This is a genomic window from Streptomyces odontomachi, from assembly GCF_024435355.1.
Taxonomy (GTDB): Bacteria; Actinomycetota; Actinomycetes; order Streptomycetales; family Streptomycetaceae; genus Streptomyces; species Streptomyces odontomachi.
The window spans coordinates 1-12,203 of the sequence record NZ_JAMJWG010000046.1; the positions used below are offsets into that span (position 1 = coordinate 1).

At 72.5% G+C, this 12,203-nt stretch carries 8 protein-coding genes; 5 read left to right on the forward strand and 3 right to left on the reverse strand.

Features of this window, described 5'->3' with window-relative positions; all coding sequences use genetic code 11:
* The first annotated feature begins 339 nt into the window (after positions 1 to 339).
* The 3 genes from NQO67_RS42170 (at position 340) to NQO67_RS42180 (ending at position 6,319) form a co-directional block, all read left to right on the forward strand.
* Entirely contained in the window at positions 340 to 1,260 is a 921-nt protein-coding gene (locus NQO67_RS42170; protein WP_255955926.1) for a DUF3027 domain-containing protein, read from the forward strand.
* Positions 1,261 to 1,690: 430 nt separating this feature from the next.
* A complete protein-coding gene (locus NQO67_RS42175) occupies positions 1,691 to 5,146 on the forward strand; it encodes a sacsin N-terminal ATP-binding-like domain-containing protein (RefSeq protein ID WP_255955928.1) in 3,456 nt (1,151 codons plus the stop codon).
* Positions 5,147 to 5,407: 261 nt separating this feature from the next.
* Positions 5,408 to 6,319, forward strand: coding sequence for a calcium-binding protein (locus NQO67_RS42180; RefSeq protein ID WP_255955929.1), 912 nt, complete (start codon positions 5,408 to 5,410; stop codon positions 6,317 to 6,319).
* Between the two features lie 84 nt (positions 6,320 to 6,403).
* Here the strand turns inward: NQO67_RS42180 and NQO67_RS42185 are convergent, their stop codons facing one another.
* Entirely contained in the window at positions 6,404 to 8,887 is a 2,484-nt protein-coding gene (locus tag NQO67_RS42185; RefSeq protein WP_255955930.1) for an HAD-IC family P-type ATPase, read from the reverse strand.
* 203 nt (positions 8,888 to 9,090) lie between these two features.
* On the reverse strand, positions 9,091 to 9,351 hold the full coding sequence (locus NQO67_RS42190; RefSeq protein WP_255955949.1) for a DUF2530 domain-containing protein: 261 nt from the start codon (positions 9,349 to 9,351) through the stop codon (positions 9,091 to 9,093).
* 345 nt (positions 9,352 to 9,696) lie between these two features.
* Here NQO67_RS42190 and NQO67_RS42195 point away from each other — a divergent pair, with 345 nt between their 5' ends.
* On the forward strand, positions 9,697 to 11,148 hold the full coding sequence (locus NQO67_RS42195) for an NCS2 family permease (protein WP_255955931.1): 1,452 nt from the start codon (positions 9,697 to 9,699) through the stop codon (positions 11,146 to 11,148).
* Positions 11,149 to 11,270: 122 nt separating this feature from the next.
* Here the strand turns inward: NQO67_RS42195 and NQO67_RS42200 are convergent, their stop codons facing one another.
* On the reverse strand, positions 11,271 to 11,453 hold the full coding sequence (locus NQO67_RS42200) for a ribbon-helix-helix protein, CopG family (protein WP_255955932.1): 183 nt from the start codon (positions 11,451 to 11,453) through the stop codon (positions 11,271 to 11,273).
* Between the two features lie 135 nt (positions 11,454 to 11,588).
* Here NQO67_RS42200 and NQO67_RS42205 point away from each other — a divergent pair, with 135 nt between their 5' ends.
* Positions 11,589 to 12,026 (forward strand): MarR family winged helix-turn-helix transcriptional regulator, encoded by a 438-nt coding sequence (locus NQO67_RS42205; RefSeq protein WP_255955933.1) that lies wholly within the window; start codon positions 11,589 to 11,591, stop codon positions 12,024 to 12,026.
* Positions 12,027 to 12,203 lie beyond the last annotated feature (177 nt).

A 12,203-nucleotide genomic window follows, 5' to 3' on the forward strand; every position in this document is an offset into this window, starting at 1 on the left:
ACGGTCACGTGAACGGTTCCGGGCACCCGGACGACCGGCCTAGCCACGCCCCACGGTCACGTGAACGGCACCGGCACCCCGGACGACCGCATGGCCCCCGACACACGGTCACGTGACCCGCAGCGGCACCCCGGACCACCCCGTCGCCGAGAAAGAGGTAGCGTGCCTACCGCGCCCCTCCCCGGTCGCACGCCCGTGAGTATCCCGCAGAATGGAAGAAGCAGGCGCGCCCGACCACGACCGGGCGCGGACGTCGACGCGGCCCCCCGGTCCGCTCCGTCCGCGTCCCGTCATTGCACGTGGCGCACCGTGAGACGGCGTAGGAGAGAAGCGATACCTGTGAGCGCAGCGACAACGCGAAGCCGTACCCCCGACCGCCTCTGCGCCGAGGCAGTCGCCTTCGCCCGGGCCGCGGCTGAGGAAACCGCAGCTCCCGGCGTGGTCGGTGAGCATGTCGCGGCCGTCGCCGAGGGCGACCGCGTCGTCACGCATCTCTTCGAGTGCAAGGAACCCGGGTACCGCGGCTGGCGCTGGGCCGTCACGGTCACCCGTGCGTCCCGTGCCAAAATCGTGACGTTGGACGAGTCCGTCCTGCTGCCCGGCCCTGACGCGCTGCTCGCCCCCGAGTGGGTGCCGTGGAGCGAGCGGCTGCGCCCCGGAGACCTGGGCCCGGGGGATCTGCTGCCGACGAACGCCGATGACCTGCGGTTGGAGCCCGGGTTCAGCGGCGGGGTGGAGCCCCTGCCGAGCTCGCCCGTTTCGGAGGAGATGGCGGAGCTCGTCGAGGCCGAGGACGCCGAGGTCACCGAGGGGTCCCCGGCCAACCTGCCGAGCGCGCCGTTGCGGGGCAGCCTGGCCGCCGTCGCCGAGGAGATCGGCATGGGCAGGGCCCGGGTGCTGTCGCGGTACGGGTTGCACAGTGCGGCCGATCGGTGGGAAGAGGAGTACGGGCCCAAGACGCAGATGGCGCAGGCGGCGCCCGCGTCCTGCTTGACCTGCGCTTTCCTGATGCCGATCGCGGGGTCACTGCGTCAGGCGTTCGGCGTGTGCGCGAACGAGTTCTCGCCGGCGGACGGCCATGTGGTGTCCCTGTCCTACGGGTGCGGCGGCCATTCGGAGGCGGCCGTGATGCCGAAGCCGCCCCAGCCCCCGCCGCCGGTACTCGACGAGACCCGCGTCGAACCCCTGCCGTTGCACCCCACGGACGACTCCGGCTCCGTGGAGCCCGGCGCCCCTCCGGAAGAACTCGGCCACAGCTGACCCACCCGGCGCCCTGAGACCAAGGGCGCCCACTGAGGGGCGCGGGGCTGTGTCGATATGCGGCTCCGCCGCGTGGGCGCGTCCAGCCCCGTGAGTCCCGCGGGCCGCCACCGGCCCGAAGGGGCACCTGTCGACGAGTCCGGCCGTCGGCCGGAGAGGCGACACGAACGCCACAAACGGCGTAGCCGGCGTACTCGGCATGACCGCCACCGCCGGGGCACCCGGCGCACCCGCACCCCCGGCGCACGGCACCCAGGGCGGTCCCAGGGCGCCCCCTCAAGGGGTCCCCAGGCGCACCCGGCGATGCGGGGTGCCCCCACGGCGTACCCTCGTCGTCCGGTGAACAAGAGGTTGGTCTAGGCGATGCCCATCCTTCCCACCGCTCCGAGGGGCGGTGGGAAGGACCCCCACGGAACGAGGAGTGACCACCGTGAGCAAGTTCGTGCGGCCGGCTGCCGAAGGGGCGGATCCGTTCGGGACCGCGCGTCTGCGGCGTGGGGTGCTCGATGCGTGGGCCGCTAGCGCCGCCCGCTTCCGTGAGGACGCCAACGCCGAGGAGGATCTGGCCCTCGGCGGCTACCGCGACCGTGTCGTGGTGGAGCTGGCGCAGAACGCCGCGGATGCCGCGGCGCGTGCCGGTGCTCCGGGGCGGCTGCGGCTGACGCTCGCCGACGGTGTCCTGGTCGCGGCGAACACGGGTGCCCCGCTCGACGAGGCGGGCGTCGAGTCGCTCGCGACGTTGCGGGCCTCCGCCAAGCGTGACGAGCCGGAGCAGGGCACGGCGCCGGGTGGGTTCGGCGTCGTGGGGCGGTTCGGGATCGGGTTCTCCGCGGTGCTCGCCGTCAGCGACGAGCCTGCCGTCGTCGGGCGCACCGGCGGGGTGCGGTGGTCGCTGGCCGAGGCGCGCGAGCTGGCGGCGGAGGCCGCCCAGGGGCGGCGCGGCCTGGCCACCGAGCTGCGCCGCCGGGAGGGCCACGTGCCGCTGCTGCGGCTGCCGTTCCCGGCCGAGGGAACGCCTCCGGAGCCGTATGACACCGCCGTGATCCTGCCGTTGCGCGACGCCGCGGCGACTGACCTGGTGGAACGGCTGCTGAACGGGATCGACGCGGCGTTGCTGCTCACCCTGCCGGGCCTGGCCGAGGTGGTGGTGGAGACCTCGGAGGGCGTGCGCACGCTCAGCCGGCGCACGGAGCAGCGGGACGGCACTCCGGTCGGAGGGGCGGCTCCGGCGGCCGGGTCAGGCGCGACGGGAGCGCCGGGTGCGCCGGGCGCCGAGGTCTCGATCGTCGCCCCGGACACCGTCACCGTCGTCGAGGACACGAGGGACGGCACGACCCGTTGGCGCTCCGTGCACGGCGGCGGGCTGCTCGACGCCGCGCTGCTGGCCGACCGGCCGATCGAGGAGCGACTGCGCCCGCACTGGAGCGTGACCTGGGCGGTCCCCGTGGACGACGAGGGCGCGCCGGCTGCGCCCCGTACCGCTCCCGTGGTGCACGCGCCGACGCCGAGCGACGAGCCCCTGGGGGTTCCCGCGCTGCTCATCGCCTCGTTGCCGATGGACACCACCCGGCGGCATGTCGCGCCGGGACCGCTCACCGACTTCCTCGTGGAGCGCGCGGCCGACGCCTACGAAGCGCTGCTGGCCGCGTGGCGGCCGGTCAGCACGGGGCTGATCGACCTGGTGCCGGGGCCGCTGGGCAAGGGCGAGCTGGACGGGGCACTGCGGCGCGCCATCGTGGAGCGGCTGCCGCGTACGGCGTTCCTGCCGCCCGCGCTGCCTCCCACGGTCACCGTCGACGACGCCGCCGGCGACGAGGCCGCTTGGGCCGCCCCTGACGGCGCCGAGTTGGCCGGGTTGCCCGGTGCCGTTCCTGCGAGCGGTGCGCTGCGGCCGCGTGACGCGGAGGTGGTGGAGGGCGCGGGCGCCGAGACCGTGCGGGTGCTGGCCGAGGTGCTGCCCAGCCTGCTGCCCGCCGGCCTGGAGCGGCGCGTCGAGCTGCGCACCCTGGGCGTGGCCCGGGTGCCGTTGACCGAGGCGATCGACCGGCTGGCCGGTCTGGAGCGCGAACCGCGCTGGTGGTGGCGGCTCTACGACAGCCTGGCCGGGGTGGACCCGGAGCGGCTGTCCGGGCTGCCGGTGCCGCTGGCCGTCGAGCCGGGTCATGGCGCGGAGAGTGCGCCGGCGGCCGGTCCCGCCGTACCCCGGACCACCATCGGGCCCCGCCACGTGCTGCTTCCGTTGCCGCCCTCCGATGACGATGGCGAGGGTGGCGGGGGCGGTGTGGGGCTCGGTCCGTCCGCTGCGGCGCTGACCCGGCTCGGTCTGAAGATCGCGCACCCGGATGCTTCGCACCCGTTGCTGGAGAAGCTCGGTGCGCTGCCCGCCGCGCCGCGGGCCGTGCTGACCACCCCGCAGGTGCGCGCGGCGGTGGCGGCCTCGCTCGATGAGGACGGGGAATGGTTCGACGCCGAGCCCGGTGGCGCCCGCGGGCTCGATGCGGAGGAGCTCGCCGAGGTCGTGCTGGGCCTGGTGCGCGACGCCGGTCTGGAGCCGGGGGACGAGCCGTGGCTCGGCGCCCTCGCGCTGACCGACGAGGACGGCGAGCCGGCGCCCGCCGGTGAGCTGGTGGTGCCCGGTAGCCCCTTCGCGCAGGTGATACGGGACGGCGAACTGGCCGAGGTGGACGCCGAACTGGCCGCCCGCTGGGGCTCGGCACCGCTCGCCGCGTGCGGGGCGCTCGCCGACTTCGCGCTGGTGCGGGCGACCGACGTGGTCCTCGACCCGGACGACCTGGAGCCGCGCGAGGGCGACTTCGCCGAGCCGGACGACGTGGGACTGCTGGACGCCGTCGACGTGTGGTGCGAAGACGTGTTGGACCGGCTGCCCGAGACCCCGGTGCCGCCGGTGGCCACCGAGATCATCGCGGTGCGTGATCTCGATCTGGTCGACGAGGACCGGTGGCCGCAGGCGCTGGCGCTGCTGTCCCGTCCGCCGTTGCGCGATGCGCTGACCCAGCCGGTGCGGATCCTGCTGCCGGACGGCACCAGCGAGACGGTCCGCCCGTACACCGCCTGGTGGCTGCGCGGGCATCCGGTGCTGGACGGCCGGCGGCCCGCCGGGCTGCGTGCCGCCGGTGGTGATCCGCTGCTCGACGGGTTGTACGAGTCGGCGGACGCGACCGGGTTCGAGGACGAGCAGGTGCTGCGTGCGCTGGGCGTGCGCACCTCGGTGGCCGCGCTGCTGGACGAGCCGGGCGGCGCCGTGGAACTCCTCGACCGGCTCGCCGACCCTGATCTCGAGGTCACGGCCGCCCAGTTGCACGGCCTGTACAGCGCGCTGGCCGATCTGGATCCCGAGCAGGTCACGTTGCCGGACGAGCTGCGGGCGGTCCGCGAGCACGGCCGGGTCGTGGTCGTGGACGCGCAGGAAGCCGTGGTCGCCGACTCGCCCGATCTGCTGCCGCTGGCCGCCGGGCGCCCGCTGCTGCCGGTGCGGCCGGCGCTCGCCGGGGATCTCGCGGAGCTGTTCCAGGTGCGGCGGCTGGGCGAGACGGTGCCGGGGGCGGTACGGGACGAGGGCGTGGTCCGTGAGGTGCCCGAATCGGTGCGGGTACTGCTGGGCGCGACCACGCCGACGTCGTACGTGGAGCACGAGGAACTGGTCGTCGACGGCGTCGAGCTGGACTGGTACCGCACGACGGGCGAGCCCGCCGAGGCCGGCGAAGGCGCGGGCGACGGTGGCGTGGTGCACGCGGCGACCCTGGAGGGCGTGGCGGCCGGGCTGGCCTGGTCGGCGGGGCAGTGGCCCCGGCGGTTCGAGGTGGCGGCGCTCCTGGAGGACCCCTCGCGCACGGAGGAGTTGGCACGCGATCGTTGGTTCGACTGATCGTCGCAGGTCGGGACGGACTGATCGTCGCAGGTCGGGAGGGGTGTGGGAGGGATGCGGGGGAGGGGTGCAGAAGGGGTGCCGGGCGGTCGCGGTGAGGGATATGACCGTCTGATGGTTAATCAGTCATAAAAAATTCACATCATGTACAACTAGTCCCCCCTTGCGGAGGTCTGATTTCCGGAGTCAGCAGACTCCTGGATCAACCGGCCCGGTGCGCCGGCGACAGCACTCCGGGCCCCCTCTCCACTTGGGGAATACATGCGTATCCGCACCCTCGTGGCCGCCGCGACGATGTCCGGCGCCCTCGCCCTCACCGCGTTCGCCGTCCCGGCCGCCCAGGCCTCCCCCACTGCCTTGATGGCGCGGGAGGTGCCCCCAGGCGGGCCCGGGGCGGCCGCCGCCGCCAAGCCGGATGCCGCGTCGCGGTTCGGCGCCGCGCTGGCGCAGCAGGCGCCGCGTGCCACGGCCCGCGCCGCCACCACCGACCCGGTCGTCGAATCGGTCGCCGTGCACGGTGGCGCCGACATCGTGCTGGGCACCACCGACAAGAAGACGATCAAGGTCGCGGTCACCGCCACGCACCCGAAGGGCATCTACGACGCCGAGCTCTACCTGTGGCACGGCACCGACGTCGACAACGACATCGACGGCGCGATCGTGCCCAACGAGTCCGCCGCCACCTGCACCGCCATCGACACCACCACGTCGAAGTGCGTGCTCTCGATGACCATCGACCCGCGCGCCGACCTGTACACGAACGCGCTGGCCGGTACCTGGCACGTGGGCGTCGGCGTCGTCTCCAAGGACGGCTACCTGTTCTGGGACGACTACTACACCACCCACCATGTGCAGCGGCTGTCCAAGCAGACCGTCAACGCCTCCCCCGAGCCGGTGAAGAAGGGCGCCACCATCACGGTCACGGGCAAGCTCTCCCGCGCCAACTGGGAGGACCACAAGTACCACGGCTACACGGGCCAGTCCGTGCAGTTGCAGTTCCGCCCGAAGTCCTCCAGCACCTACAGCACCGTCAAGACGCTCACCACCAACAGCACCGGCGAGCTGAAGACCACGGTCAAGGCCGCGGCCGACGGCTACTGGCGGTACTCCTTCGCCGGCACCTCGACGACCCCGGCCGTGAAGGCCGCCGGCGACTTCGTCGACGTGCAGTAGGGCGCGAAGTAGGGCGTACAGCAGGACATGTCCTGACACGCGGGGCGCCAGGCCGGCGTGACGGGTCCGACGGGGGCCGTCGCGTCAGGTCGGGGCGCGTCGGCCGGCCCGGCGCCAGGCGAGCTCCAGGCCGGCCGACGCCACCGCGGCGATCCCCACCGCCGTCCACGGCATGACGGTGCCCACCAGCTTCAACGCGAAGAAGTGCTGGAGCCGGGGCACGATCAGCACCAGCAGGAAACCGGCCGCCATGGCCACCACCAGGCAGACGCGCCACCACGTGTAGGGGCGCGCGACGATCACCAGTACCCACAGCGAGATCAGGAAGAGGGTCAGGGTGGCCACGCTGGTCTGGGCGCTGAGCGCCCCGGCACCCCGGTAGTGCTCCCGGGCCAGCAGGTACGAGACGAAGGTGGCCGCGCCCGCGATGACCCCGCCGGGCACCGCGTACCGCATGACACCCCGCACGAAGTGCGGTCGGGCCCGCTCCGTGTTGGGCGCCAGGGCCAGGAAGAACGCGGGGACGCCGATGGTGAGCGTGGAGAGCAGGGTCAGGTGCCGCGGCAGGAACGGGTACTCGACCCGGAAGCCGACCACCAGCAGGGCGAGCAGCACCGAGTAGACCGTCTTCACCAGGAACAACGTCGCCACCCGTGTGATGTTGCCGATCACCCGGCGGCCCTCGGCGACCACCGCGGGCAGCACCGCGAAGCTGTTGTCCAGCAGCACCACCTGCGCCACGGCCCTGGTGGCCTCCGCGCCCGAGCCCATGGCGACGCCGATGTCGGCGTCCTTGAGGGCCAGGACGTCGTTCACCCCGTCCCCGGTCATCGCCACGACGTGCCCGCCGTGCTGGAGCGCCCCGACCATCCGCTGCTTCTGCTGCGGGGTGACCCGGCCGAAGACGGTGTGCTCCTCCAGCGCGGCGGCCAGCTCGGCGGTGCCGGTCGGCAGCGAGCGGGCGTCCAGGGCGTCGGCCGCCCCGGCCAGCCCGAGCTTCGCCGCCACCGCGCCGACCGAGACGGCGTGATCGCCCGACAGGACCTTCGCGCTGACCTGCTCGCTCGCGAAGTAGCCCAGGGTGTCGGCGGCATCCGCGCGGAGCCGCTGGGTCAGCACGACGAGGGCCACCGGGTGCACGTCGGCCGTGAGGTCCGCCGCGTCCAGGTCACGCGTGGACCGGGCGAGCAGCAGGACCCGCAGGCCCTGGGCGCCGAGCCGCTCGGCGGCGGCGAGCTCCGGGTGACCGTGCGGCAGCAGCACGTCGGGCGCGCCGAGCAGCCAGGTCACCGGGCGGGTCGCGGGGCTCCCGCCGTCCGCGGTGGCGGCCGGCCCCTGGACGAAGGCGGCCGCGCTGTAGCCGCGCGCCGAGGAGAACGGCAGCGAGCGGGTGCCGGGCGGCGGGGCGGGGCGGCCGTTGCCCGGGGCGGGGGTGGGGACGGCGGCGTCCGACGCGGTGTCCGGGGAGGTGCCGGCGGGCGCGGTGTCGCCGGAGAAGGCGTCGATGATGGCGCGCAGGCTGGCGTTCGGGCGTGGATCGGTGCCGCTGAGGGCGGCGAGCACGGCGCGGACGTGCGTGACCTCGGCGCCGTCCAGCGCCCGTAGCTCGGCCACGTCCATGCCGCCCTCGGTGAGCGTGCCCGTCTTGTCCAGGCAGACCGTGTCCACCCGGGCCAGACCCTCGATGGCGGGCAGTTCCTGCACCAGGCAGCGCCGGCGGCCCAGCCGGATCACCCCGATCGCGAAGGCGATCGAGGTCAGCAGCACCAGGCCCTCGGGGACCATCGGCACGATGCCGCCGACGGCGCGGGCCACGGAGTCCTTCAGGCCGGTGTGCTTCGCCACCAGCTGGCTGACGGCCAGCGCGAGCGCGGTCGGGATCATCATCCAGGTGACGTACTTGAGGATCGTGGAGACCCCGCCGCGCAGCTCGGAGTGGACCAGCGTGAAGCGCGACGCCTCCTCGGTCAGCCGTGCCGCGTAGGCCTGCCGGCCGACCCGCGTCGCGGTGAAAGCGCCGCTGCCGGCGACCACGAAGCTGCCGGACATCAGGGGGTCGCCCGGGTGCTTCACGACCGTGTCGGCCTCGCCGGTGAGCAGCGACTCGTCGACCTCCAGGCCGTGTGCCTCCCGGCACTGCCCGTCCACCACGATCCGGGTGCCGGGACCGACCTCGATCAGGTCGTCCAGCACGATCTCGGTGGTGCCGACCTCGACGGGGGCCCCGTCCCTGCGCACCGTGGGCCGTGCCTCGCCGATCACGGCCAGGTTGTCCAGGGTGCGCTTGGCGCGCAGTTCCTGGACGATGCCGATGGCCGTGTTGGCGAGGATCACGTAACCGAACAGGCTGTCCTGGAACGGCGCCACCACCAGCATGATCAGCCACAGCACGCCGATGATCGCGTTGAAGCGGGTGAGGACGTTGCCGCGCACGATGTCGGCGACGGAGCGGCTGCTGCGCACCGGCACGTCGTTGACCTCGCCACGGGCCCGCCGGGCGGCGACCTCCGCCCCCGTGAGCCCGGCCAACAGTTCGCCGGACTCCGGTTCCAGGTCATGGGGCGCCATGAATCCGACGGTACGGGGGCGCCCCGTGAGGGGCGCGGGGAACTGCGCGAGCAACCATCCACCGGCCGGTGGTCCGGACACGACGGAAACAGCCCCTTTGGGTCGGTGGTGACCCGCAGGTCGCGTCGTGGCTGGTCGCGCAGTTCCCCGCGCCCCTTTTGGCGCCTTCGACGCCAGGGGCGCGGCCCTTACGGGCGCGTCGGTTACCGGGGCTCCGCCCCGGTCACCGCCCGCTTGATCGCCGCATCCCGCCGCCGCACGTACCAGATGCCGATGCAGCCGAGGCCCGCGCCGGCCAGGCAGGTCCAGAGCCACCAGAGGTGGCCGTGGTCGTCGAACCAGCCGTAGAACGGCAGCTGGGCCAGGAAGAGCACGAACCAGATCAGGGTGCCGCCGATGACCGTGCCGACCACCGGGCCTTCGAAGGGCTCGGGCGCCTCGTGCCGGAGGGGCTCGCGGAACAGTCGGCTGGTCAGCCGGTCGGCGATCCCCCCGCCCGCGGCCCGGTCCGTGGTCCTGGCCGAGGCCTGATCCGTGGCCCCGTCCGTGCCCCGCTCACGCTCGCTCATGCGCACAGCTTACGGTCGGCCACAGGGGCCCCAACGGGGCGGTCCGGGGCGTTCCGTGCCGTCTGCGGGTGCGGTCCGCGCGCTGTCCGGAGAGATTTCTACGCGCGAAGATAGCGATCATCACCATGATTTCTTCATACTGAAACAGTTCACAGCACTCCTGGTTGACCCCGGGAAGCTAGAAACGGCGTCGGTTGACCCCGTCCGCCGCGCACCGTTCCCCTTCCCGAGGACTTCTCCATGCCCAAGTTGCTCACCGCCGAGGCCGCTGCACCACAGCCGTCCGGAGGTCCGGCCCCGAGTGGCTCGATCGATCGCTTCTTCAGGATCACCGAACGTGGCTCGACCATAGGCCGCGAGGTGCGCGGTGGCTTCGCCACGTTCTTCGCGATGGCCTACATCATCGTGCTGAACCCCATCATCCTCAGCAGCGCGCACGACATGAACGGGCATCACCTCAACTACGGCCAGCTGGTCACCGCGACCTCGCTGACCGCGGCGTTCACCACCCTGCTGATGGGCGTGATCGGCAACGTCCCGATCGCGCTCGCCGCCGGGCTCGGTCTGAACTCGGTCGTCGCGCTCCAGCTGGCCCCGCGGATGACCTGGCCGGATGCGATGGGCATGGTGGTGCTGGCCGGTCTCGTGGTGATGCTGCTGGTCGCCACCGGCCTGCGGGAGCGCGTGATGAACGCGGTGCCGCTCGGCCTGCGCAAGGGCATCGCGATCGGCATCGGCCTGTTCATCCTGCTCATCGGTCTCGTCGACTCGGGCTTCATCACCCGCATCCCGGACGCCGCGCACAGCACGGTGCCGGTGCAGCTCGGGGTCAACGGGCATCTGCACGGCTGGCCGGTGCTGATCTTCATTCTGGGTGTGCTGCTCACCATGGGTCTGCTGGTGCGCAAGATCCCGGGCGCGATCCTGATCAGCATCGTCGCCATGACGGTCCTCGCGATGATCATCAACGCCGTGACCAAGGTGCCGAACTGGGGCCTGACCGTCCCGAAGTGGCCCGGCAACCCGGTCGCAAGCCCGGACTTCGGCCTGGTGGGTCAGGTCAGCCTGTTCGGTGGCTTCGACAAGGTCGGGATGGTGACCGGCGTGCTGTTCGTGTTCACCGTGCTGCTGTCGAGCTTCTTCGACGCGATGGGCATGATCATGGGCATCACCGACGAGGCCGGTCTGACGGACCGGACCGGCAACCTGCCGGGCGTCAACCGTGTCCTGTTCATCGACGGCATAGCGGTCGCCTCCGGTGGCATCTCGTCGTCCTCGGCCGCCACCTGCTTCGCGGAATCCACCGCGGGCGTCGGCGAGGGCGCCCGTACCGGCTTCGCGAACATGGTCACCGGTGGGCTCTTCGTCCTCGCCCTCTTCCTGACGCCGCTGGCCACCATGGTGCCGTCGCAGGCGGCCACGCCCGCCCTGGTCGTCGTCGGTTTCCTGATCTTCTCCGGCTCGATCCGCGAGATCGACTGGAGCGACCTCACGATCTCCATTCCGGCGTTCCTGACGATGCTCCTGATGCCGTTCACGTTCTCGATCACGAACGGCATCGGCGTGGGCTTCATCACGTTCGTCGTGCTGCGGATGGTGGCGGGGCGGGGGCGTACGGTGCCGGTCCCGATCTACGTGGTGGCCGCGGTGTTCGCGTTCTACTACCTGATGCCGGCGCTCGGGCTGACCTGAGCCGTCCACCCGGTCCGACCTGCGGTGTCCGATCCGGCCGCACGGTCCGGCCGGCTGTCGTGTCGTCCGCGGTCCGGTACGGGGCCGCGGACGGGCGTGCCACCGCACACCCCCGATGTGTGTCATCTCACCCCGTAGAACCGCTCCGTCTCCTCGACGGCGGCGCTGAAGCGCTCGTCGAAGTCATCTCGTACGAGGAGCTGGATGACGTAGTCCTGGACGCTCATCCCCCGTCTGCCGGCATGCTTCCGCAGGCGCTCGAGTAGTTCGTCGTCTATCCGCAGGCTGAGCACGTTGCTACCCATGGATATGAGGGTTGCGGGGCCGAGCGTGGCTTTGTATCACTTTCCGGAGCTGCATCACCCGGATGGGTGATTGGGAGGGTTCGCGGCGCCGTGCCGGCTGGTATTTAGCCAGAGTAATGAGTTACTCTAAAGACCATGCCGGATCTTACCCAGGGCGAAGATGCTGCCGCCGTGAGCGCGCTGCGTTCCGCGGTCATGCGTCTGTCGCGGCGGCTCAAGCACCAGCGGGTCGACGAGTCGCTGAGCCCGACCGAGATGTCGGTGCTCGGCACCCTCGCGCGCTGCGGCACCGCCACACCGGGCGAGCTCGCCCGCAAGGAGCACGTGCAGCCGCCGTCGATGACCCGCATCGTGGCGCTGCTCGAAGCCAAGGGCCTGGTCCGGCTGGAGCCGCATCCTGAAGACCGCCGCCAGAAGGTCGTCATGCAGACCGAGCGCGCGGAGGCCATGCTGGACGAGAGCCGCCGTCGGCGGAACGCCTGGCTGGCCGAGCTGGTCAAAGGCCTCGACGAAGAGGAGTGGGCCAAGCTGCGCGACGCGGCCCCGGTCCTGGAGAAGCTCGCGCACCTCTGACCCCCCACCCACCGTGAGCCGGGCCCCACGACCCGGACCACCCACCCTGAACACCGCCGGGGACCCGGGGATCACCCGGGCCCACCGACCCGGCAGGGCACGCCTCAGGGGCCGGCCCGGCACGGCCCCGTCGCTCCACCGCACGGAGCACACCTGCCGGGAGACCTGACATCGAGC

Coding starts and splice junctions, on each gene's coding strand:
- NQO67_RS42200 (WP_255955932.1), bottom strand. CDS start 11,453: ATGGGTAGCAACGTGCTCAGCCTGCGGATAGACGACGAACTACTCGAG.
- NQO67_RS42180 (WP_255955929.1), top strand. CDS start 5,408: ATGCGTATCCGCACCCTCGTGGCCGCCGCGACGATGTCCGGCGCCCTC.
- NQO67_RS42205 (WP_255955933.1), top strand. CDS start 11,589: ATGCCGGATCTTACCCAGGGCGAAGATGCTGCCGCCGTGAGCGCGCTG.
- NQO67_RS42195 (WP_255955931.1), top strand. CDS start 9,697: ATGCCCAAGTTGCTCACCGCCGAGGCCGCTGCACCACAGCCGTCCGGA.
- NQO67_RS42185 (WP_255955930.1), bottom strand. CDS start 8,887: ATGGCGCCCCATGACCTGGAACCGGAGTCCGGCGAACTGTTGGCCGGG.